Annotated in this window: 17 protein-coding genes; 1 reads left to right on the forward strand and 16 read right to left on the reverse strand. The window is 67.4% G+C overall.

Going from position 1 to position 22,064, the window contains the following annotated elements:
• Positions 1-115: 115 nt before the first annotated feature.
• The gene (locus M3G14_RS01180) at positions 116-1,042 is read left to right on the forward strand and encodes an asparaginase (RefSeq protein ID WP_259924091.1); all 927 of its coding nucleotides are present in this window, start codon (positions 116-118) and stop codon (positions 1,040-1,042) included.
• On the opposite strand, the gene M3G14_RS01185 is transcribed toward M3G14_RS01180, so the two are convergent.
• The 16 genes from M3G14_RS01185 to M3G14_RS01260 all read right to left on the reverse strand — a co-directional run bounded on the left by M3G14_RS01185 (position 1,039) and on the right by M3G14_RS01260 (position 22,043).
• On the reverse strand, positions 1,039-2,427 hold the full coding sequence (locus tag M3G14_RS01185) for a DNA polymerase IV (RefSeq protein WP_259924092.1): 1,389 nt from the start codon (positions 2,425-2,427) through the stop codon (positions 1,039-1,041). The two genes, M3G14_RS01180 and M3G14_RS01185, sit on opposite strands and share 4 nt — an antisense overlap.
• Before the next feature lie 31 nt (positions 2,428-2,458).
• Positions 2,459-5,644, reverse strand: a complete 3,186-nt coding sequence (gene ileS / locus M3G14_RS01190) for an isoleucine--tRNA ligase (RefSeq protein ID WP_259924093.1) — start codon at positions 5,642-5,644, stop codon at positions 2,459-2,461.
• A gap of 321 nt (positions 5,645-5,965) precedes the next feature.
• Positions 5,966-7,033 carry a DivIVA domain-containing protein gene (locus tag M3G14_RS01195; protein WP_259924094.1) on the reverse strand — a complete coding sequence of 356 codons (1,068 nt, stop codon included), beginning with the start codon at positions 7,031-7,033 and terminating at the stop codon, positions 5,966-5,968.
• Between the two features lie 277 nt (positions 7,034-7,310).
• Positions 7,311-7,607: a YggT family protein gene (locus tag M3G14_RS01200; RefSeq protein ID WP_259924095.1), complete on the reverse strand. Its 297-nt coding sequence runs from the start codon at positions 7,605-7,607 to the stop codon at positions 7,311-7,313.
• A 21-nt stretch (positions 7,608-7,628) separates the two neighbouring features.
• Complete coding sequence (gene sepF, locus M3G14_RS01205; protein ID WP_259924096.1) at positions 7,629-8,111, reverse strand: cell division protein SepF; 483 nt, start codon at positions 8,109-8,111, stop codon at positions 7,629-7,631.
• Positions 8,112-8,253: 142 nt separating this feature from the next.
• Complete coding sequence (locus tag M3G14_RS01210) at positions 8,254-8,976, reverse strand: YggS family pyridoxal phosphate-dependent enzyme (protein WP_259924098.1); 723 nt, start codon at positions 8,974-8,976, stop codon at positions 8,254-8,256.
• The gene (pgeF, locus tag M3G14_RS01215) at positions 8,977-9,705 is read right to left on the reverse strand and encodes a peptidoglycan editing factor PgeF (RefSeq protein WP_259924100.1); all 729 of its coding nucleotides are present in this window, start codon (positions 9,703-9,705) and stop codon (positions 8,977-8,979) included. It abuts the gene before it with no gap.
• A 23-nt stretch (positions 9,706-9,728) separates the two neighbouring features.
• Positions 9,729-10,979 carry a cell division protein FtsZ gene (gene ftsZ / locus M3G14_RS01220; RefSeq protein WP_259924102.1) on the reverse strand — a complete coding sequence of 417 codons (1,251 nt, stop codon included), beginning with the start codon at positions 10,977-10,979 and terminating at the stop codon, positions 9,729-9,731.
• Positions 10,980-11,120: 141 nt separating this feature from the next.
• Positions 11,121-12,059 (reverse strand): cell division protein FtsQ/DivIB, encoded by a 939-nt coding sequence (locus M3G14_RS01225; protein ID WP_259924103.1) that lies wholly within the window; start codon positions 12,057-12,059, stop codon positions 11,121-11,123.
• A complete protein-coding gene (gene murC / locus M3G14_RS01230) occupies positions 12,060-13,532 on the reverse strand; it encodes a UDP-N-acetylmuramate--L-alanine ligase (protein WP_259924104.1) in 1,473 nt (490 codons plus the stop codon).
• Positions 13,533-13,572: 40 nt separating this feature from the next.
• The gene (locus M3G14_RS01235; protein ID WP_259924106.1) at positions 13,573-14,667 is read right to left on the reverse strand and encodes a glycosyltransferase; all 1,095 of its coding nucleotides are present in this window, start codon (positions 14,665-14,667) and stop codon (positions 13,573-13,575) included.
• A gap of 21 nt (positions 14,668-14,688) precedes the next feature.
• The gene (locus M3G14_RS01240) at positions 14,689-16,284 is read right to left on the reverse strand and encodes an FtsW/RodA/SpoVE family cell cycle protein (RefSeq protein WP_259924108.1); all 1,596 of its coding nucleotides are present in this window, start codon (positions 16,282-16,284) and stop codon (positions 14,689-14,691) included.
• 100 nt (positions 16,285-16,384) lie between these two features.
• Positions 16,385-17,791, reverse strand: a complete 1,407-nt coding sequence (gene murD, locus M3G14_RS01245; protein WP_259924110.1) for a UDP-N-acetylmuramoyl-L-alanine--D-glutamate ligase — start codon at positions 17,789-17,791, stop codon at positions 16,385-16,387.
• Positions 17,791-18,897, reverse strand: a complete 1,107-nt coding sequence (gene mraY / locus M3G14_RS01250) for a phospho-N-acetylmuramoyl-pentapeptide-transferase (protein WP_259924112.1) — start codon at positions 18,895-18,897, stop codon at positions 17,791-17,793. Before mraY ends, murD begins: the two co-directional genes overlap by 1 nt.
• A gap of 62 nt (positions 18,898-18,959) precedes the next feature.
• The gene (murF, locus tag M3G14_RS01255; protein WP_259924113.1) at positions 18,960-20,513 is read right to left on the reverse strand and encodes a UDP-N-acetylmuramoyl-tripeptide--D-alanyl-D-alanine ligase; all 1,554 of its coding nucleotides are present in this window, start codon (positions 20,511-20,513) and stop codon (positions 18,960-18,962) included.
• A 3-nt stretch (positions 20,514-20,516) separates the two neighbouring features.
• A complete protein-coding gene (locus M3G14_RS01260) occupies positions 20,517-22,043 on the reverse strand; it encodes a UDP-N-acetylmuramoyl-L-alanyl-D-glutamate--2,6-diaminopimelate ligase (RefSeq protein ID WP_259924115.1) in 1,527 nt (508 codons plus the stop codon).
• Between the last annotated feature and the right edge of the window lie 21 nt (positions 22,044-22,064).

The following is a 22,064-nucleotide window of genomic DNA, read 5'->3' on the forward strand; positions in this document are numbered from 1 at the left end:
TGGTTCTCCTTGCAGCAGCTCATGCGCCATACCCTCTGGTATGGGCTCTTCTTGCACTCAAGCGTACCGCCCGTGTTGCCCCACACCAACTACACCATCTGGCACGCTTGAGGTCATGGACCCCACGGAAAGCTTCGTTCTTGTCATCTCGACCGGTGGCACCATCGCGTCAACCACCGATGCCAGCGGCGCCCGCGTCCCCACGCTCGACTGCGCCGCACTGGTTGCCCGCGCCGGTGTGCGCACCCCCGTGCGCACCACCGATGCGGTCAGCCTCGATTCCTCCGCCATGTCCCTGGCCGAGGTCGACATGCTGCGTGAGCTCGTGCGCGCCTCGCTTGCCGACGCCCACGTCACCGGCATCGTGATTACCCACGGCACCGACTCCATGGCCGATACCGCGCTCGCGCTCGACCTCGTCCACGACGATCCTCGCCCCGTCGTGCTGACCGGTGCCCAGCGTCCTGCCGATAGCGACGCCCCCGACGGCCCGGCCAACCTGCGAGGCGCAATCGCGGCGGCCGCCGACCCCACACAGCGCGACCGGGGCGTGCTTGTGCACTTCGGCGGCGACACCCTGCCCGCGCGTGGCCTGTACAAGGCCGACACCGAGGCGCTGCGCGCCTTCGCGCTGACCTCGCCGGAGCCCCTGCCGCGGCCTGCTGCCGTCGCGGCCGCGCCCCTGGCGGGGGCTCGCGTCCCTGTACTCGCTGCCTGGCCCGGGGCAGACTCCGAGCTTGCCGACGCGCTCGTTGACCAGCGCCCCGACGGCATCGTCGTTGCCGGCCTTGGTTCCGGCAACGTCTCCACGGCGATGGGGCAGGCGCTTGCCCGCGCGCTCGAGCGCGGCATCGAGGTCGTGATCTCGACTGCCGTTGCTCGCGGTGAAGTCTCACTCGCCTACGGCGGCGAAGGCGGCGGGGCGACCCTCGCCGACCTCGGTGCGTACTCGGCGGGCTTTTTGCGGCCCGGACAGGCGCGCATGGCGCTGGTCACCGCGCTCGCTACCGGCACAGACCCGGCGCGACTGCTAGGTGCCTAGTCCGCGCGCCCGCCGAGCCACTCGCCCCAATCCAGAGAGTCGAGAGGGTCTGCGGGGACAAGCTCCGCGTCGTCCTCGCGCAGGCTCTTGATCCGTCCTGGGCCGCTCGCACGCGTTTCGAATCGCACTGTCACCCAGCCCTTGCCCGCGCCCTGAACCCAGCCGTGGCCGAACTCCGGGTGATAGACGTCCTGGGTGGCCTGCCACTTCCCCTTCGCCGGGCCCTGGGCGGTAGTCACCTCGATCGCTTCGTTGGCGGCGTGGTCGCTCACGCCTGTCTCGTAGTCCGTATTCGCCGGCGCTGGCTTCACGATCGCCTGGTCCAGCTCTGGGAAGAGCACGTCTTGAAGGCTGTCTTCCAACCCGGAATAGGACACCCCCACCAGCCGCACCGGACCTACCTCGTCCGGGTAGCGCACCAGTTTGAAGGCGGTGGCCAGTAGCGTCTCGGCGTCGTCGGTGGCGTATGGCAGCGTCGCCGAGCGGGACTCGATGCGAAAATCGGCCATGCGCAGCTTCACGGTCACCGTCCTCGCGCCGCGCCCGGCACGGATTAGCCGCCGGTGCGACTCGCCCGCTGCACGCTCCAGCGCCGCATCCATCTCCGGCTCGGTCGTGAGGTCCTGCGGGTAGGTGTGCTCCGAGGAGATCTGCTTCGCCTCGGCGCGCGGGGCGACGGGACGCTCATCAATCCCGCGAGCGAGCTCCCACAGTTGCCTGCCCACCACTCCCCCGAGCGAGATGTCGACTTCCTTCTCGCTGAGCGCGGCAAAGTCCCCAATCGTAGTAATCCCGGCTGCGGCGAGCTTCGCCTCGGTCACGGGGCCGACGCCCCACAGCTCGTTGACGGGCAGCGGGTGCAAGATATCGAGCTGCTCGGCGTACGGGATCACAAACACACCATCGGGTTTGGCCAGGCCGGAGCCGATCTTGGCGTACTGCTTGCCGCTTCCCGCGCCGATCGAGCTCGGCAGCCCGGTCTCCGCTTTGATCTCCGCGCGCAGCTCGTTGGCCCATTCGCGGACGCGGGTGGGCGTGGCGTCGTAAAGCGCGGCGGGCTCCATGAAGGCCTCGTCGATAGACAACTGCTCGACCACGTCGACGTGGCGGCCGATGACCTCGAAGACGCGTTGGGAGGCCGCCTTGTACACGGCACGACGCGGGGCGACGAGCACCGCCTGCGGCCCGACCAACCGCGCGGCCCGGTGCGTGGGCATGGCGGAGCGCGCCCCGAATTTGCGTGCCTCGTAGCTCGCGCCGGCGACCACGCCGCGCCCGCTTACGCCGGCGACCAGCACCGGGCGGCCCTTGAGTGTGGGGCGGGTGAGCTGCTCGCAGGACGCGTAGAAGGCGTCCATGTCGATGTGCAGCACCCAGCGTGTCATGAGCTCAAGGTACCAACCCGTTTTAGCCGCGCTAGTTCTTGCTCACCTTCGCGGTCACACCGTCGATGACCTCGTGGCCCTCGACCGGTTCGGTGACCACGTCGAAGGAGGTGGCCAGAGTCTCGGCCGCGATGTGCTCGGCGTGGCGCTTCGCCCACTCCTGCTTCTCCGCCGGAACCGCAAGGGTCACGCAGATGCGGTCGGAGACCTCCAGGCCCTCGCGCTTGCGCGCGTCCTGCAGGCCGCGGATCACATCGGCGGCCCAGCCTTCGGCCTCGAGCTCCTCGGTGACCTCGGTATCAAGCACGACCAGGCCGGCCACGCCCCCGTCTGCATCGACGCGCGCGGTGCTGTCGGGGTTCTCCGCGACCAGGCGCTCGGTGTAGAGCTCCGGGGTGAGCACGATGTCGCCGTCGACAACCACGTCGTCGCCGCGGCGCTCGTAGTTGCCGGCCTTGACGTTCTTGATGGCGCGCTGCACGTCGCGGCCCAGCTTGGGACCTGCGACCTTCGCGTTGACAACGACCTCGAAGGACCCGGCCGAATCCACATCCTCGGTCAACTCGACGTCCTTGACGTTGACCTCGTCGCGGATGACGGAGGCGAACTCCGACAGCTTGCCAGCGTCCGGCAGCGCGACCGTCAACTTCGGTAGCGGCAGGCGGTTGCGCAGCTTCCGCGCCTTGCGCACCGACGACGCCGCCGAGCACACTGCACGGGTGGCGTCCATGGTGGCTACCAGCTGCGCGTCCGCCGGGATCTGCTCTGCGCGCGGGTAATCCGTCAGGTGCACGGAGCGACCGCCGGTCAGGCCGCGCCAGATCACCTCGGAGATGTACGGCAACAGCGGTGCGGTCACACGGGTCAGGATCTCCAGCACCGTGTACAGGGTGTTGAAGGCCTCCGGGTGCGCCTCCTGCCCCTCCCAGAAGCGGTCGCGGGAGCGGCGCACGTACCAGTTGGTCAGGGTGTCGGCGAAACGGCGGACCTCGTCGCAGGCATCCGCGATGCGGGTATCGGCAAGCGCCGCGTCGACGGCGGCGACCACGTCGTGTGTCTTTGCCAGGATGTAGCGGTCCAGCACGTCGGTGGAGTCCACCGACCACGTAGCCTCGTGCGAGCTGTAGAGCTGCAGGAAGGTGTACGCGTTCCAGATCGGCAACAGTGCCTGGCGCACGCCGTCGCGGATGCCCTGCTCGGTGACGATCAGGTTGCCGCCACGCAGGATCGGGCTGGACATGAGGAACCAGCGCATCGCGTCGGAGCCGTCGCGGTCGAAGACCTCGTTGACGTCCGGGTAGTTGCCCTTGGACTTCGACATCTTCAGCCCGTCGTTGCCCAGCACAATGCCGTGGGCGACGACCTTCTTAAACGCCGGGCGGTCAAACAGCGCCGTGGCCAGGACGTGCTGCACGTAGAACCAGCCGCGGGACTGCCCCGAGTATTCCACGATGAAGTCCGCCGGCTGGCGCGCATCGTGCTCCTCGACGTTTTCAAACGGGTAGTGGTACTGCGCAAACGGCATCGAGCCGGACTCAAACCAGCAGTCCAGCACGTCCGGCACGCGGCGCATCATGGACTTGCCCGTCGGGTCGTCCGGGTTGGGGCGCACCAGCTCGTCGATGTGCGGGCGGTGCAGCGACTCGGGCCGGCGGCCGAAGTCGCGCTCCAGCTCGTCGAGCGAACCGTAGACGTCAACGCGCGGGTACTCCGGGTTGTCAGAGACCCACGCCGGCACCGGGGAGCCCCAGTAGCGGGTGCGCGAGATGTTCCAATCGCGGGCACCCTCGAGCCACTTGCCGAACTGGCCGTCGCGGATGTGCGAAGGGATCCAATCGATCTGCTGGTTCAGCTCCACCATGCGGTCGCGGAAGTCGGTGACCTTGACAAACCAAGCGGGCAGCGCCATGTAGATCAGCGGCTCGCCGGAGCGCCAAGAGTGCGGGTAGGAGTGGACGATCGTCTGGTCGCGCACGACGCGGCCCGCGGACTTCAGGTCGCGGATGATGTCGCGGTTAGCGTCGAAGACCAGCTTGCCGGCGTACTCGGGCACCCGGGTGGTGAACTTGCCGTCGGCGTCGACCGGGATCACCAGGTCGATGTCGTACTTTTCGGTGGTGAGCATATCGTCCTCACCAAAGGCGGGAGCCTGGTGGACCACGCCCGTGCCGTCCTCGGTGGTGACGTAGTCCGCCAGCAGGATCATGAAGGCGTTCTTCGTGTCCTTGAAGTGCTCGAAAACCGGCTGGTATTCCAGACCCTCCAGCTGCGCGCCACTAAAGGTCGCAACGATCTCCGGATCGGTGCCCAGCTCCTTGGCGTATGCGCCCATCAGGTCGGTGGCCAGCAGCAGCTTCTGGCCGACAAACCCGTCGACGCCGTCCTCGGCGACGCGGACCAGCGAGTACTCGACCTCCGGGTGAACTGCCAGCGCAAGGTTCGACGGCAAGGTCCAGGGGGTGGTGGTCCAGGCGATCGCGGCGGCGTCGTGAAGTTCGGGGTGCGCCTCCCACGTCTGCGCGGCGGCGAAGCCCTCGCGCGCGCCGGTAAACGGCAGGGTCACCGTCACTGTGGGGTCCTGGCGCTCGCGGTAGGAATCGTCCAGGCGGGTCTCCTGGTTCGACAGCGGGGTGTGCTCCGCCCACGAGTACGGCAGCACGCGGAAGCCCTGGTAGATCAGGCCCTTGTCATAAAGCTTCTTAAACGCCCACATGACGGACTCCATGTACTCCGGGTCCATCGTCTTGTAGCCGTTCTTGAAATCCACCCAGCGGGCCTGGCGGGTAACGTAGTCCTCCCACTCGTCGGCGTAGTGCATCACCGACTTAGCGCAGTACTCGTTGAAACGCTCGAGGCCCATGTCCTCGATCTCCGCCTTGTCCTTGATACCCAGCTGCTTTTCTGCCTCCAGCTCGGCGGGCAGGCCGTGGCAGTCCCAGCCGAACACGCGCGGGACAAAGTAGCCGGCCTGGGTGCGGTAACGCGGCACGATGTCTTTGACGTAGCCGGTCAGGAGGTGCCCGTAGTGCGGCAGGCCGTTGGCGAACGGCGGGCCGTCATTGAATACGTATTCTTCTGCGTCCGCGCGGTTATCCAACGATGCCTGGAAGGTACCGTCGGCGTTCCAATAGTCCAGCACGACGCGTTCCATATCGGGGAAACGGCTGCTGCCGCCGGTCATGTCCACCTTAGGGTACACGCCACCAACCTCGGTCATATGCATCCTCCACACACTGCTCGTGCAGGGACGCGGGCAACCGCGCGGTACCACCCTGCTTGGAGCCGGCGTTTGCCCGCTCCCGCTTCATTTGTGGTGAAGGAAGTAACGTCTTCCCCTATAGGTTGTAACGTCCGGTTCTACTTGCCGCGCGACACTCGCGTGCGGGGTTCTTCCGGAAACGCTCCCCGGTGATGGCCGGATCAACACGTGCGCCAAAAATTGTGCCCCGCCAGTATAACGCACACCACGACGCAACGACGCCCCGCCACCGCCTGCGCACAATCGGCAGGGGTGACGGGGCGTAAAGCGGGTGCGGGCTTACTTGTTGCCTGCGTCGCCGCTCGGGGCGGAGGTGCCGCGGGTCTCCAGCTCCTCGAGCTGGGACTGCAGCAGGGTCTTCAGGCGGGTGCGGTACTCGCGCTCGAAGGTACGCAGCTCGGCGATACGGTTCTCCAGCGCCGTCTGCTGCTGCTTCACCGTGTTCATGATCTCGGTGTGCTTGCGCTCCGCATCGGCCTGCAGCTTCTGCGCCTGCTCCTCTGCCTGGCGGATCTGCGCCTCGGCGCGGGAGTTGGCCTCGTTGGTGGTCTCCTCGGCCTTGCGCTGCGCCTCGGATACCAGCTGCTGCGCGCGAGACTCCGCGGAGGTCGTGGTCTCCTCGGCCTTCTTCTTCGCTTCCTCGAGCTGGGTGCGGGAACGGGTCTCGGCGTCTGCCAGCTGCTTCTTCGCCTTGCTGTCCGCGTCAGACAGCTGACGCTCTGCGGCACCGCGTGCCTCGTCGAGCATGGAGCGCGCCTCTGCCTGCGCGTCGTTGGTCAGGCGATCCGCCATCTCCTGGGCCAGGCCAAGCACCTTGGCTGCCTGCACGTGCGTGTCTGCCGACGCCGCCTCGGAAGACGCTGCGGAGGCTGCGGCAGCCGGAGCGGCAGCAGCGGCGACGGAAGAGCCCTCGGAGCGCTCTGCCGCCTTGCGGGCCTCTGCGACGCGCTTGTCTGCGTCCTGGGAGGCAGCCTCTGCCTGCTTGCGTGCCTTCTCAGCCTCGCTCTTCGCGGTGCGAGCCTCGGCCTCTGCCTTGTCCAGGGACTGCTTTGCCTCGCGCAGCTTCTGCTCGTACTCAGCGCGCAGCTCCTGCTCAACCTGCTTACGCACGGCTGCCTCATCGGCGCCGGAGGTTGCAGCCGCTGCCGCCGGGGCAGCCTTTGCGGCGGAGCCGGAGGAGAGTTCATCGACGCGGGAGCGCAGGTCATCGTTCTCGTCCTGCAGTTGCGCCAGCGTATCCTCGACGAGGTCCAGGAACTGGTCGACCTCATCCTCGTTGTAGCCGCGCTTACCAATCGGCGGCTTACTGAATGCGACATTGTGCACGTCTGCTGGAGTCAGCGGCATGGGCGTTCCCTTCGAAGTCAGTGACGTACCCGAACCTCGGGCACAAGATTGCTCCCCACGTTACGGGAAAGTAATCCGTGTTTCTAATAATTTGTAACGCTTGTACTGGTCGAGTCTAGCCGATACAGCGAACCTCGCCATGTCCGGCCAATCCATTTATACACATCTGCGCACCCCACGGGGGCGTACGCACCGCGAAAACCGTGAAAAAGTCTGAAAAATCGCGCAAAAATGCCCCTCAAATTGAGGGGCCTGATTTCGCTTCTCGACGAAACGTCTACGACAGCATCGTGCGCGCAACGATAATCTGGATGACCTGCAGCGCGATAAACAGGACGATCACGCTCACGTCAATACCGATCCCGTTGCCGGCGCGCAACGGCGGGATCATCCGACGCACGGCTTTGACCGGTGGGTCAGTGAGCCGGAAGCAGAATTCCCCGGCCACCATGAACCAGTGCGGCGGGGTGAACCGCCGGGAGAAGGACTCGATCATCTCGATGATCAAGCGAATGATCAACACGAGTGAGTACAGCCCCACAAGTGCGTAGAGTATTGCTCCAAAAAGTGCCACGCAGCTACCTTAACCTACCTGCTAAATCAGGTGCGCTTCGCGCTGCAGCTCGCGTACGGTCACGTCCGCGTCCTGCGGCACGATGGCGAACACGCGGCGGTCAACGTCCAGGCCGCGGCTGAGGTTGTGCATCTGGCCGAACAGCGCCATGCACATACCGGAGGCGAAGTCGATGTACGCCTTGGCGTCGATCTTCTTCATGTTGGTCAGGTCCATGATGACGATGTCGCCGTTGCGGAAGGGCTCCCCAACCTGCTTCGCGTCGCGGTAGGAGTGCAGCAAAGGCACGACCACGCTCGGGTTCGGGCGGGACGCAGGCGTCTGTGCGTAGTCGGCGGCGCGGGCGGCAGAGTAACGCTCGCCGCGCACGTCGTGGCGGGCGCGGGTGTGCTCGCCGCGGGCGGCACGCTCGTCCACGTCGTTGTCGTACTCGTCGTCGTAGTACGCGTCGTTCTCGTAGGGGCCGAAGCCGAGGAATTCGCGCGCGCTTTCAATGATGGACATGAGTCGTGCTCCTTTGAAACAGGGGGTACAAGTGCTGGTTATGCTGCCGTGAAGGTCAACCGCAAGTACTGCCATTTTCCCAGCTCCCGGCGCTGCCGCCGAGGGTGGGAGAATACAGAGCATGTAATTTACGGGTTCGCGCTTAGCCTACGGGGCGCGGTCCGCACACCGCGGTTCCGACACGCACGACATCCGAGCCATGTGCAATCGCCAGCTCGAAGTCGCCCGACATGCCGGCCGAGAAGCGCAGGGGGCGTCCCAGTTGCGCCGACAGCCGGTCGGTGTGCTCGCGGATCTTGGCGAAGACGGCAGCCGGGTCGGCGTCGAGCGGAGGGACCACCATCAGGCCGTCGAGGATGAGGTGGGTGGCCTGTTCGGTGGCGTCGACAAGCGCATCGAGCTCATCGAGCGGGACCCCACCGCGGCTGGTATCGCCGTCGGCAGAGACCTGCAGCAGGCACGGCAAGCCGTCGACGTGGCGGTCGCCGCGTTCGAGCGCGAGCGCCATGCCGCGGTCGAGGCCGCGGGCCAGCTTCACCGAGTCGAGCGAGTGCACCTCAGAAGCCCAGCGCGCAACGGCGTTGGCCTTCTTCGACTGGATCTGGCCGATCATGGCGATGCCGCAGTCGACCTCGTCGGTGTGCAGTGCCTCCGCCTTCGCGCGGGCCTCTTGCTCGCGGTTCTCCCCCACCAGGGTCACGCCACTTTCGGCGAGCGCACGGATGACGCTCACGTCGTGGAACTTCGTCACCGGCAAGAGCTGTACGCTGCCGGGCGCACGCCCTGCGGCGCGCTCCGCGGCCTGGATGCGCTCGCGCACGGCCGCCAGGTTCTCCCGCAGCTGTGCAACGCTGAGTTCTGACATTTACTTTGCTCCCGTCAACCAGATCACGCCCGCCTGCCGGCCGGTTGTGCCCTCGCGGCGGTGCGAGAAGAATGCTTCGTCGGTAATCGTGTCGCGCGGGTCCGCGTCGATGTGGGTCACGCCCACGGACATTAGCTGGCGCACGATACCGGCCCGGATGTCGAGGCCTGGTGTGCCCTTGGCCGTCGTGGTGGCGGAGCCGGGCAGGTGCGCCTCGACATCGGCGGCCATTGCTGCGGGAACCTCGTAGGATTCGCCCGCTGCCGCAGGCCCCAGCAGCGCCTGAATATTTGCCGGCTTCGCCCCGAGCTTGACCATCTGCGCCACGGTGCGCGTGACGATCCCGTTGCGCGCGCCCATCCGGCCCGCGTGCACGGCGCCGATCACGCCGGCCGCGTGGTCGCTGAGCAGCACCGGCGTGCAATCGGCCACCAGGACGCACAGCGCAAGGCCCACCTGGGTCGTCACCAGGGCGTCGGTGGCGGGCACCGGTTCCGCCTGCGGCCCGTCGACGACGGTCACGGTGTTGGTGTGCAGCTGCTCCATCCACACGAAGCTTTCTGCGGGCAGACCGAGGATCCCGGCGAGGCGCTCGCGGTTGGCGCGCACGGCGGCCGGGTCGTCACCGACGTGTTCGGCCAGGTTGAAGCTGTCGTACGGGGACGCCGAAGCCCCGCCCGCACGGGAGGTAAACACCATGCGGACGGGGCGTGAAGAAAGGTTTTCCATGCCCTTCAGGCTAGCGCGTCTGCCTAGCGGAGGAAGTCCGGCACGTCGATATCGAAATCGTCATCGCCGCCGTCGCGCTCGTCGCGGCGCTCCTCCTGGCGCCCAAAGTTCGAGCGCTCGGTGCTGGTGAACAGCCCGCCGCGCTGCGAATCGTAGCTGTGGCGCGGGGCGCGCTCCTCACGCGGCGCGACCTCTTCGCGGTGCGCGGGCTCGCGCTCCGGGGCGGGGGCTGCAGCCTGGGACGCGCGATCGTCGAAAAGCGAGGCGCGCGGGGCCTGCTCGACCTGCGCCTGCTCGGTTGCCTGCGCGGCGTCGGGGCGCACGTTGGCCGCCTCGTCGAAACCGGTGGCGATGATGGTCACGCGGACCTCGTCGCCCAGGTTGTCATCGATGATGGTGCCGAAGATGATGTTGGCGTCCTCGTCGGCCTTCTCCTGCACGATCGAGGCGGCGGTGTTGACCTCCATGATGCCCAGGTCGGAGCCACCGGCGACCGAAAGCAGCACGCCCTTCGCGCCCTCCATGGTGGCCTCGAGCAGCGGCGAATTTATCGCCTGCTCGGTCGCCGACATCACGCGGCCCTCGCCGCTGGCGGAACCCACGCCCATCAGCGCGGAGCCGGCATCGGCCATGACGGAGCGGACGTCGGCGAAGTCGACGTTGATCACGCCCGGGATGGTAATCAGGTTGGTAATACCCTGCACACCGTTGTACAGCACCTCATCGGCGGCGCGGAAGGCGTCCATCATGGACAGCTCCGCGTCACCCAGCTGCAGCAGGCGGTCGTTCGGGATGACGATGACGGTGTCGCAGACCTGCTTGAGCTGCTCAATGCCCTCGAGCGCCTGGCGGGTACGGCGCTTGCCCTCGAAGGTGAACGGGCGGGTGACCACGCCAATGGTCAGCGCGCCCATCTTCTTCGCAATGCCCGCGACAACCGGGGCCGCGCCGGTGCCGGTGCCGCCGCCCTCGCCTGCGGTGACGAAGACCATGTCGGAGCCCTTGAGCGATTCCTCGATCTCCTGCTTGTGGTCCTCGGCGGAGGTGCGCCCCACCTCGGGGTTTGCGCCGGCACCGAGGCCGCGGGTGGCCTCGCGGCCGATATCGAGCTTGGTGTCTGCGTCGGTAAACAGCAGCGCCTGGGAGTCGGTGTTGATAGCGACGAACTCGACGCCCTTCAACCCTTCTTCGATCATGCGGTTGACGGCGTTTACGCCACCGCCGCCGACACCGACGACGCGGATCATGGCGAGGTAGTTCGCGGGAGAGGTCATGATGTGAGGTCTCGCCTTTCAGAGAGTCTTATGGATTAGTCAGTAACGCCATCCATCATGAACGACGCGTTGCAGATTTTTGTGTTCTCCCCCGGCGTGTCACTACCCTCAACCTCTACTTTAGAGTTTTGACCTGGGCTTTTAGCGGGAAGTGACCAACTCCGGGTTCGAAATATTAAACTCCGTCCCCTCCATCTGCAGCACCGACTCCAGCGCCAGCGCCTTGTTCGCGTTATCTTCCGCTGCACCCCACACCACGGTGCGCCCCTCGCGCAGCCGCAGCACATACTCGTAGGGGCCGCGCGCATCCAGCGCCTCGACCTGCCCGCGGGCTTTCTCGCTTATCGACGCCGCGATCTCCACCGCAGCCCGCTTCCCCTCCTCATCCTCGATCCCGGGGCCAACGAGCTCCATTGCGCCCGGCGGCGGGTCCGCCACAAGGAAGTCCTTGCCTTCAGCGTCGATCAAGTGCGTGCCATCATCCAGCGCGACGAAAGCCACCGCGGTGTACTCCTCCACGTCCACCTGGATAGCGCTCGGCCAGTCGCGTTTGACCGTCGCCGACTTCACCCACGGGTTTCCGGCTACGCCCTCCGCCGCGGCCCGCACATCGACACGCCCAATCGGAGTCTCCGGGGCAATCCCGGTCAGCTCCTCAACCTCTTCCGGCGTCAGCGCGGCGTTGCCATCCACGTTGACCCCGTGCACCGGCATCATCGGCGTAAACGGCATCGCCGCGCCAATGGCCGCCAGCACAAGCAGGGACGCGCCTACCGAGGCGACGGTGCGACGCCGCGCGCGCTTGCGCTCCTCCGGGTCGGGCGCGGGCGCTTCTCGACGCTCCGCCGCCGGTTCCGGCTCAGGCTGGGGTTTTTCGGGCTCGGACGCAGGCTCGGGTTCTTCGGGCTCCGCGGGTTCTTCGGGTTCCGGCTCCGGCTCTGGCTCAGCGGGCTCTTCCTCGATGTCAGGCTCTGTGCCTTCGGTTTCCGGTGCGGTTTCCGGTGCGGTGTCCGGCTCGGGCTCCTGCTCAGGCGTGCCCTTCGGGGTCTCGTCGTCTGGCCTGCCGATAACGGTGGACATTTACGCCTCCGTCTGCTCGCGCAGCTGCGCCAGGATCTCCGGAGCGAGCATCGTCACCGTGCCCGCGCCCATCGTGAGCACGAGGTCGCCCGGCTGCGTGACTGCGGCGACCGTCCGCGGCGCGGCAGAGAAGTCCGGCTCCAGGCGGACGAGCGTGTCCTCGTCCATGCGGTCGGTGATGATGCGCGAGGTCACGCCCTCGACGGGGGTTTCGCGGGCGCCGTAGATATCGAGGATGACGCAGGCGTCGGCAAGCGAAAGGGCGCGGGCAAACTCCTCGGCGAAGGCCTCGGTGCGGGAGAACAGGTGCGGCTGGAAGCACACGACCACACGGGCTCCCTTGCCCTCAGAAACCACCTTGTCGCGGGCGGCGGTGAGCACGGCGCTCACCTCCGTTGGGTGGTGCGCATAATCGTCGTAGACACGAACGCCCTCGTAGGGGCCCGATTCGACCTGGCCCGTGAACTCGAAACGGCGGCGCACACCCGTGAAATCACTCAGGCCCTCCCCCAGCTTTGCCGCGCTCGCGCCGACCAGCACGCCGGCGAGCATCGCGGCGGCAGAGTTAAGCACCATGTGGCGCCCCGGCACGGTCAGACGGTAGTGAGCCTTGTGCGGCGCAGCATCGGGCAGGTGCAGCTCGACGGTGGTGTTGACGTAGGAACCGTCAACCTCCTCGTTGGTGATGACGGCACCGGCCGGCACCACAGGGTGGCGCGCAGCTGCGGCGGCCGTGCCGTAGCCGAGCACGTTCACCCCGCGTGCGATGGCACGCTCGCCGCAGCGGGCAGCAAACTCATCGTCGAGGCAGACCACGAGGTGGCCGCCGGGCTGGATGCGGTCTGCGAAGTCATCGAAGACCTTGAAGTACGCCTCGTGGGTGCCGAAGAAGTCGAGGTGGTCCGGCTCGATGTTGGTAATCACGGCCACGTCTGGCTTGTAGCGAAGGAGCGAGGCGTCGGACTCGTCCGCCTCTGCCACGAAGATCTCGCCCGCGCCGTGGTGCGCGTTCGTGCCTGCGCGGTTGAGCTGGCCGCCGATGGCGAAAGACGGGTCCAGACCAGCGGCCTGCAAGGCGACGACGGCCATCGACGTCGTCGACGTCTTGCCGTGCGTGCCGGCGAGCAGTACCTGGGTGTAGCCCTCCATGAGCTCGCCAAGCAGGTCCGAGCGGCGAATGACCGGGATGCCCGCCTCGGCAGCTGCCACAAGTTCCGGGTTATCCTTCGGGATCGCCGCGAAGCTGGTCACGACCACGGTGGGCAGCTGGCCAGAAAGCGTGAGGTTTTCCTTCGCGTGCCCGATGGCGACCTTCGCGCCCTGCGTTTGCAGTGCGCGCACCGGCCGGGAGTCCTTGGCGTCGGAGCCAGTCACCACCGCGCCCCGGTCGAGCAGGATATGGGCGACGCCAGACATGCCGGCGCCGCCGATGCCGATGAGGTGCACGCGGGAAAGATCAATGGTCTGCGTCATGGTTGTGCTCCTTTTAGCAACAAAGAATCGGGCGGGGTGGCTACTCGTGGTGGCTGCGGGCCGCAATGCCAACGACGCGGCGCGCGAGTTCCTCGGCGACGTTGCCCGCCCCCGAGGTGACCAGCGCGTCGCGCATCTCGGCGTAGCGTGCCTCGTCGCCCAGAATGGCGGTGATTTCTGCGACGAGGGCGTCGGGGCTAAGCTGCGCGTCGTCGATACGCACCGCGGCGCCGGTCGCGACGAGGTGGGCGGAGTTGAGCCCCTGTTCGCCGTTGCCGTGCGGCAACGGCACGTAGATCGCAGGCAGGCCGGCCGATGAGTTCTCCGCCACCGTCATCGCGCCCGAGCGGCACACCACGAGGTCAGCAACCGCGTAGGCGGCCTCCATGTCGTCGATGTATGGCACGGCGGTGTAGCCCGCATGCGTCGCCGGGGCGTCGTTCTTGTGCCCGTAGGCGTGCAGGACCTGGAAGCCCGCGGCGGTGATGCGCTCAACCGCGCCGCCAAGCGCCGAGTTAATGCTCACCGCGCCCTGCGAGCCGCCGGTGACCAGCACCGTCTTCTTCTCCGGGTCGAGGTTCCACATCTTGTACCCGCGCTCGGCCTTCGCCCCGTCCGGATCCACGCCCACACCAGGGCGCACCGGGATGCCGACGACATCGCCCGCCATCCCGGAGTTCGGCACCGCGTTGAGCCCGATACCGCCGAGGCGCACGCCGAGCTTGTTGGCCATGCCGGCCAGCGCGTTGGTCTCCAGCACGAAAAACGGCAGCCCGAGCCGCTTTGCAGCCAGGTAGGCGGGCGCGGCAACGTAGCCACCAGTGCCGAAGACCACGTCTGCGTCCGCCTGCTGCATCGCTGCCCGCGCCTGCGAGACCGCCCGGCGCAGCCGCGAGGGTACCTTGAGCAGCTGCAGCGGCTTCTTGCGCGGGATCGGAACCGGGTCGATCAGTGCGAGTTCGAAGCCGCGGGCCGGGACGATTGTGGTCTCGAGCCCACGCTCAGTGCCGAGCGCGACCACGTGCGCGCCGTAGGAATCGCGCAGCACCTCCCCGACGGCCAGCGCCGGCTCGATGTGCCCGGCGGTGCCGCCGCCAGCCACCACGACCGACAGCTGCTCGTGTGCCTCACTCATGCGTTGTCCTTTTAAGCCTTTCTAGCCTGCGCGGCGGTTCCGCGGTTCATCGTAGCGCGGGCGCTGCCGCGACCGAGGAGCGTACGCTTGCCGACGCCCCGTTGCCCCATGCACGCCGCCACCCGTGCGGTCCGGGCGCGCAACTCGTGTGTGCCCCGGAGTACTCGCCGAACGCGTCTCCCGCGCTGTCACCGGCGTGCCGAAGCGGGCCTCGCGCTCGTCCTGGCGAACTACCCGGCGACCGCGCAGCACGCGCTGCTTCTGCGGAGCCCGTGCCGGCTGTGGCGCGGCCTTCGCAGTGCGTGCGCCCCCGGCCACGACCGGTTGCGGCTCCGCGATCCGGAAGACACGGTCGAAGCGCGGGCGTCCGTAGTTCTGCATTGCAGAGACCGCGTCCGGCTCGTGGCGTGCGATCGAGGCGAGCACGCCCATCGCGCCGAAGGTCACCACAGCGGAAGAGCCGCCCGCAGAAATCATCGGCAGCTGGATGCCGGTCACCGGCAGAAGGCCCACGACGTAGCTGATGTTGATCAGCGCCTGCACCACCACGGCGGCGGTCAGCGACGCCGCGATCATGCGCTGTTCCTGCGTCGCCGCGCGGCGGGCCGCGCGCAGGCCGAAGTAGCCCAGCGCGGCGAACAAGCCAATGACCAGGGCGCCGCCCCACAGGCCGAGCTCCTCGCCGATGATGGCGAAGATGAAGTCATTCTTCGCCTCTGGCAGGTAGAACCACTTGGCTCGCGACTGGCCGAGTCCGACGCCGAAGAGGCCGCCGTCGGCAAGCGATAAGAAGCCCTGGTGGGACTGGAAGGCGATGCCGCGGGTGTCCTCGAACTTGCCGAAGAGCGCGTCGAAGTAGACGTGGAAGCGGTCGGAGCGGAAGCCGCCGCTCAAGAAGGTGATGAGCAAGACCAGCAGCGCGGCGCCGCCCAAAACGCCCACCATCAAGCGGTGCACCCCGCCGAAGAACATGATCAGACCCATGATCAGCACAAACGACAGGGCCATACCCATGTCCTTCTGCGCCACGATGAGGAAGAACCCGCCAACGCCGACCAAGTAGAAAAGGCCCGCGCCGTCAGTTGTCGGCCGCACTCCTTTTCGCGCGACCTCCTGGGCGCCCCAGATGGCATAGGTCAATCGCACCATCTCCGAGGGCTGCACGCGCAGTGGGCCTAAGGCAAGCCAGGACTGCGAGCCCACCTCTTCCGCGCCCGTACCGAAGGGCAGGACCAACACGAGCAGGATAAAGGAAATCACCAGCATGATCGTGCTGATACTGCGCAGCCACCGCAGCGGCATCTTCAGCGCCGCCAGAAAGGCCACCAGCCCCATGAGCACCATGAAGCCCTGGCGCGCGGCGGTTTTCCAGGGGGACGCCGCCTCGTAATAGGACACCGCCATCGATGAGGACAGCACCATGACCAGGCCGAGGCCCGCGAGCACGAAGATCACGCTGCGGATCATCGTGTAGTCGATGAGCGGGCGCGCGTCGAGGAAGCCCTCGATCCGCCGCGAGGCGGCCCCCAGCCGCGATTCCGGTCGCTGCGCGCGCTCGTTCCGCCGCGGCGGGCGGGCCGATCGTGCGGCAAAGTGTCGCTCGCGGGGGACCGTCATGGCCTCATCCTTTCGCCTGGGGCTCCAAAAAGTATCAAGTACCACTTGAGACTACACGGTGCACGGCGCTTCCCCGCGCGATATGGCTCCGTGTCCCCTGTCAATTACGTGGGCACGCCCGCACGGCCGCCGCGCGAAAGGCCTCGCCGCGCGCCGCCATCCCCGGATACATGTCCAGGCTTGCAGCGGCGGGCGCGAGCAGCACGGTGTCCCCAGGCTGCGCCTGCGCCGCCGCAAAGTCCACGACCTGCTGCATCGCGAGCTCCGGGTCCGTCTCGTCGGTGACGAAGACCGGCACCTGCGGCGCCAGCCGCGCAAAAGCGTCGTGCAGCAGCTGACGGTCCTGGCCGAGCAATGCGACCGCCCGCATCTGCGGGGCGTGCTCGCGCACCAGCTCGTCCACGCTCGCCCCCTTCAACTGGCCACCGGCGATCCACACCACAGCGCCGGTGCTGCCGGAGAGCGCGGAGTGCGCGGCGTGCGGGTTCGTGGCCTTCGAGTTATCGACCCAGTCCACGCCCCCCGCCGTGTGCACCACCGCGCCGCGGTGGTCGGCGACCCGGTAGGAGGCGAGCCCAGCCTGAATCTGCGCAGGTGTCGCGCCCTGGGTCAGCGCTACAGCGGACGCGGCGAGCGCGTCCAGCACGCCAGCCGCACCTGGCGGCTGGATGCCGGTGGCGGAGGCGACGTCGACAAGCGTGCCGTGCCTGCGCGCGACGATTCGCCCGTTGTCCACCCCGACTTCGCCCTCGCCCGGCGCGCCGTTGGTAAAGCCGATGATGTCGTCGCGGCCGGTCTCCCGCGCCAGCACGCGAACCTCCGCGTCGTCGATGCCCGCCACCGCGTTGCGTGCGCGCAGCACTTTGCTTTTCGACGCCGCGTAGCCCGCAAAAGACCCATGCCAGTCAAGATGGTCATCAGCCAGGTTGAGCAACACGCCCGCGTCGGGCACCAGCTGGCTCGACCAATGCAGTTGGAAGCTCGACAGCTCCGCGACGAGGACATCCACGCGCGGCTCGGCCACGAGCGCGTCGGCGACAGCCAACCCGATATTGCCGCAGGCCTGCGCCCGCTTGCCGGTTGCTGTGCCGACCTGCTCCATGATGGCTGCAAGCATGCCGGTAGTGGTGGTTTTGCCATTCGTGCCGGTGACCACCAGCCAGTCGCGCGGGTCACCGAAAACACCGGCGCGGTCGAGGCGGAAGCACAGCTCCACATCGCCGATCACTTCGAGCCCGGCCTCCGCGGCCCGTACGAGCAGTGGGGTGTCCGGACGCCACCCCGGCGAGGTGACGACGGAGCCAAACTCACCCAAGCGCTCCGCGGCTTCCTCGGCCGTGAGTGTGGGCGAGCCGGTCGCCTCGTGCAGTGCCGTGCGGCCGGCGGCGTTGTCATCGGCGACGGCGTGCGCGACACCGAGATCAGTGAGCAATTTCGCCGCGCCGAGCCCGGACACGCCGGCACCGGTGATCAACACAGGGGCGGCAACTGGCAGCTGCGCGCCCATTAGAGGCTCACCCCGTTTTGCGTGAGCCACTCGCCGTAGAACAGGGCGAGGCCGATCGCGACGGACATCGCGGCGATGATCCAGAAGCGGATCACCACCGAGGTCTCGGCCCACCCGCCGTTTTCAAAGTGGTGGTGGAAGGGTGCCATGCGGAACACACGCTTGCCAGTGGCCTTGAATGAAGCCACCTGGATCACCACGGAGGCGGCCTCCATGACGAAGAGCGCACCGACGACGACCATGAGCAATTCCGTGCGCGAGGTCACCGACAGCCCGGCGACGAGGCCGCCGAGCGCGAGCGAGCCGGTATCGCCCATGAAGATCTTCGCGGGTGCGGCGTTCCACCACAGGAAGCCGATGCAGGCACCGAATCCGGCGGCCGCCAGGATGGCCAGATCAAGCGGGTCGCGCACCGAGTAGCACCCCGGCGTGGCCTCCAGGGCACACGAGTTGCGGAACTGCCAGAAGGTGATGGTGACGTACGCCGACATCACCAGCGCCGTCGTCCCTGCCGCCAAGCCGTCCAGCCCGTCGGTGAGGTTAACCGCGTTCGACCAGGCCGCGAGCAGGATATAGATGAACACGAGGAAGACGATGGTGCCGATGATGCCCCCGCCAACCGCGATATTGAGCGTATCCATGTCGCGCACGAAGCTCAGCGCCGTCGAGCCGGGGGTGAGCCCGTTGTCGTCCGGGAACTGCAGGACAAGGATGCCGAAGGCCAGCGCGATGGCGAGTTGGGAGACAAGCTTCGCGGTCTTGTTCAAGCCGAGGTTGCGCTTCATGAACAGCTTGATGCCGTCGTCGGCAAAGCCAACGAGCCCGAGCGCGAGCGTCAGGCCCAACACGATCAAGCCGGTGGCCGTGAACGCCTCGTGGCCGGTCACCAGCGCGATCACGGAGCTTGCAATGTAGCTGACCGTGATCGCCACCAAGATGGCAATACCGCCCATCGTCGGCGTGCCGCGCTTCCGCGCATGGGACTGGGGGCCGTCCTCGCGAATCTCCTGGCCCATGGCCCTCCGGTGGAAGTACCGAATGAGCACGGGGGTGGTAAAGATTGCGACGAGGAAGCTGATAATCCCTGCGCTGATGACTTGAATCATGACAATGCTTCCTGGCTTCCTTGGCTTTCTTATTTCAACGTTATGAAAAGTATGTTGCGGGTCTAGGTATGAGGATAATTCGACGCATCGTCGCGCAGGCGATGCCCCGCCAACAGCGACTCCGCAACCGTCCACAGCTTGCCCGCGTTGGATGCCTTCACCAGGACGACATCGCGGTCGACGCGCGTGTCCCACCCGGTCTCACCGTGGGGCGCCGACGCCAGCAGCTGGCGCACTGCATCGGTCGCTGCCGCAGCGTCAGCCACGTGCGTGGTGCGTATCCCCGCCGCGTGTGCGCCGTGCAGGAGCGCATCCATCGACGGGTTGTGTCCGACGGCAACGAGGTGGGAGACGCGGTAGCGCGCGAGTTCCTCGGCGAGCGCGGCGTGCGCCTGGGGGGCGTCTGCGCCAAGCTCGCCCATCTCGCCAAGCACGGCCACCGACCGCACGCCGGGGCGAGCTGCGGCGGTGTAGCCGAGCGCGGCGATGGCCGCACGCATGGATTCCGGGTTGGCGTTGTAGGCGTCGTTGATCACCGTCACCCCGTCTTCGCGGGTGTTGACGTCCATCCGGTTGACAGAGACCGAACGCGCAGCGCTGAGTGCCTCGGCCACCTCGGCCGGCGAGAGCCCCGCTTCGACGCCAACGGCCGCCGCAGCCAGCGCGTTGCCCACCTGATGCGCGCCAAAGACGCCGAGCGAGACCCGTTGCGGCTCGCCCTGCGGGCAGTGCATGGTAAACGTCGCGCGGGCCACCGCGTCCAAGGAGATGTCGGTGGCGTAGAAGTCGCCGCCACGCGGCTGGGTGGAAAAGGTAACCACCCGCGCCGTGGTGCGCGAAGCCATCGCCGCAACCAGGTCGTCGTCGGCGTTGAGTACCGCCACGCCGCCGTCGGCAGCCGCGGGCAGCGCCTCGACCAGCTCGCCCTTTGCCTGGGCAATGTTTTCGCGGGACCCGAACTCCCCCAGGTGGGCAGATCCGACATTGAGCACCACACCGATGCGCGGTGGGGCAATCTGGGCCAAGTGCGCGATATGGCCGATGCCGCGCGCCGACATCTCGGCGACTAAGAAATCGGTGGACTCGGTGCACCGCAGCACGGTGTACGGATGCCCGATTTCGTTGTTGAACGAGCCCGGCGGCGCGACCGTCTCCCCCGCACGCGAAAGCAGCGTGGCCATGAGGTCCTTTGTGGACGTCTTGCCTGCAGAGCCGGTCACCCCGGCGATGGTCAAACCGTGGCCGGCGGAAAGCTCGCGCGCCACGTGCGCGGCCAAAGCGCTCATCCCGGCGACCACGCCGGCGGTAGAACCGTCCGGGTCGCCCGCCGCGAGATCGGAGTTGTCGCCGGGCCGCCGGGGCGCTTTCGGCACGATGATTGCGGGCACACCGACCTCACGTACCGTCAGCGCCGCGACCGCGCCGTCACGCACCGCGGCTTCTGCGAAGTCGTGGCCGTCAACGCGCGCGCCACGCAGGGCGACAAACAGCCCGCCCGGGGCGAGTTTGCGCGAATCGAACTCGACGTTGCCGGTCACCACGGCGTCCGGATCAGCCTCGGGGCTGAGTGTGCCGCCGGTGATGGAAGCGATTTGGGCCAGCGTCAGCGGAATCATGCCTTACTCCTTGTCGCTCGTGTGTTGGTAACCGCGCTGGGCAAGCGCCCTGCGCATTTCTTCGCGATCGTCGAAGTGGTGCGTGGTCGTGCCCACGATCTGGCCGACCTCGTGGCCTTTGCCCACTACCACGATCGCGTCACCCGGCTGCGCCCAGGCGACGAGCTGGTCGATGGCGCCGGCGCGGCTTGCGTCCTCGCGGATCTCCACGCCGGGGGCGGCTTCCTTCTCGGCGCCGGCGCGGACCGCAGCGCGGATGGCTGCTGGGTCCTCGGTGCGCGGGTTGTCGTCCGCCACCACGACAAAGTCGGCGCCGCGCGCTGCCTCCGCGCCCATGATTTCCCGCTTGGAGGCGTCGCGGTCGCCGCCGGCGCCGACGACGATGCCGACACGACCTTGCACCTGTGATCGCAGCGTTGTGAGCACCGCGGCGATCGCCGCCGGCTTGTGAGCGTAGTCCACCACGGCGATGAAGTCCTGCCCTGCGTCGATGCGCTCCATGCGCCCGGGTACGGCCGCTTGCGTAAGTCCGTGGACAAAGGCGTCGAGGTCGACGCCCACACGATTGGCCAGGCCCGCCGCGAGTGCCGCATTGGCGACGTTAAACGCGCCCGGCAGTGGCAGGCGGAACTGTAACGTCTGCCCCGCGACCTGCAGCTGCACCTCCTGGGCCCCGGTGTCCTCCACCGACAGCTGCGTTGCCGAAATGTCGACGCCTGCTTGGCCGCGCGTGCCCACGGTGAGCGGGTCAGCGGCGCGGTCCGCCATGCGCTCGCCCCATGCATCGTCGACGCAGACGACGCTCGAGCGCGCGGCGAGTGGCGAGGCAGCGTCGAAAAACAGCGCCTTCGCCTCGAAGTAATCCTCCATCGTGGGGTGGAAATCCAGGTGGTCCTGGCTCAGGTTGGTAAAGCCGGCGACGTCGAAGTCCGTGCCTCCGACCCGGCCGAGCATGAGCGCGTGCGAGGACACTTCCATCACCACGTGCGTGACGCCCTCGTCGCGCATCTGTGCAAAGAGGCGCTGCAGGTCGGGTGCTTCCGGGGTGGTCAGCTTGCTCGGCACCTCAACGCCCGCGATCCGAGTGCCGGTGGTGCCGATCAGCCCGACCGTGCAACCTGCGGCGGCAAGGCCGCGCTCCAACAGGTAGGTGGTGGTCGTTTTGCCCGAGGTGCCCGTCACGCCGATGAGCGTCATGTCACGGGAGGGGTAGCCGTAGACCGCGGCGGAGACTTCGCCGAGGATGGCGCGCACGTCGTCGACGACCAGCACTGGGCGCGTGTCACCGGTGGCGGCGATGATGTCCAGGCCGGCGGCGTCGGTAAGCATTGCTTGCGCCTTGCTTTCCGCGGCAAACGACGCGCCGTGCACCCGCGTGCCAGGCAGCGCGGCGAACAGCCCACCCGGGTCAAGCGCAGCGGAATCAAGGCTGATGGAGCGCACGGTCATCTGTGTAGCCGGCGGGTTGACCACGCGCGCACCTGCCAATTCGGCGAGCTGATCAAGCGTGGGTGCCTCGTGGGAAGTCATTGGGTCTCCTTCATCGTGTGT

It is taken from the genome of Corynebacterium sp. p3-SID1056 (assembly GCF_025152525.1).
In the GTDB taxonomy this organism is placed as follows: domain Bacteria; phylum Actinomycetota; class Actinomycetes; order Mycobacteriales; family Mycobacteriaceae; genus Corynebacterium.

Coding starts and splice junctions, on each gene's coding strand:
- M3G14_RS01235 (WP_259924106.1), bottom strand. CDS start 14,667: ATGAGTGAGGCACACGAGCAGCTGTCGGTCGTGGTGGCTGGCGGCGGC.
- murF (WP_259924113.1), bottom strand. CDS start 20,513: ATGATTCCGCTGACGCTGGCCCAAATCGCTTCCATCACCGGCGGCACA.
- M3G14_RS01260 (WP_259924115.1), bottom strand. CDS start 22,043: ATGACTTCCCACGAGGCACCCACGCTTGATCAGCTCGCCGAATTGGCA.
- M3G14_RS01180 (WP_259924091.1), top strand. CDS start 116: ATGGACCCCACGGAAAGCTTCGTTCTTGTCATCTCGACCGGTGGCACC.
- ileS (WP_259924093.1), bottom strand. CDS start 5,644: ATGACCGAGGTTGGTGGCGTGTACCCTAAGGTGGACATGACCGGCGGC.
- M3G14_RS01225 (WP_259924103.1), bottom strand. CDS start 12,059: ATGTCCACCGTTATCGGCAGGCCAGACGACGAGACCCCGAAGGGCACG.
- M3G14_RS01240 (WP_259924108.1), bottom strand. CDS start 16,284: ATGACGGTCCCCCGCGAGCGACACTTTGCCGCACGATCGGCCCGCCCG.
- pgeF (WP_259924100.1), bottom strand. CDS start 9,705: ATGGAAAACCTTTCTTCACGCCCCGTCCGCATGGTGTTTACCTCCCGT.
- M3G14_RS01185 (WP_259924092.1), bottom strand. CDS start 2,427: ATGACACGCTGGGTGCTGCACATCGACATGGACGCCTTCTACGCGTCC.
- M3G14_RS01195 (WP_259924094.1), bottom strand. CDS start 7,033: ATGCCGCTGACTCCAGCAGACGTGCACAATGTCGCATTCAGTAAGCCG.
- mraY (WP_259924112.1), bottom strand. CDS start 18,897: ATGATTCAAGTCATCAGCGCAGGGATTATCAGCTTCCTCGTCGCAATC.
- ftsZ (WP_259924102.1), bottom strand. CDS start 10,979: ATGACCTCTCCCGCGAACTACCTCGCCATGATCCGCGTCGTCGGTGTC.
- sepF (WP_259924096.1), bottom strand. CDS start 8,111: ATGTCCATCATTGAAAGCGCGCGCGAATTCCTCGGCTTCGGCCCCTAC.
- M3G14_RS01210 (WP_259924098.1), bottom strand. CDS start 8,976: ATGTCAGAACTCAGCGTTGCACAGCTGCGGGAGAACCTGGCGGCCGTG.
- murD (WP_259924110.1), bottom strand. CDS start 17,791: ATGGGCGCGCAGCTGCCAGTTGCCGCCCCTGTGTTGATCACCGGTGCC.
- murC (WP_259924104.1), bottom strand. CDS start 13,532: ATGACGCAGACCATTGATCTTTCCCGCGTGCACCTCATCGGCATCGGC.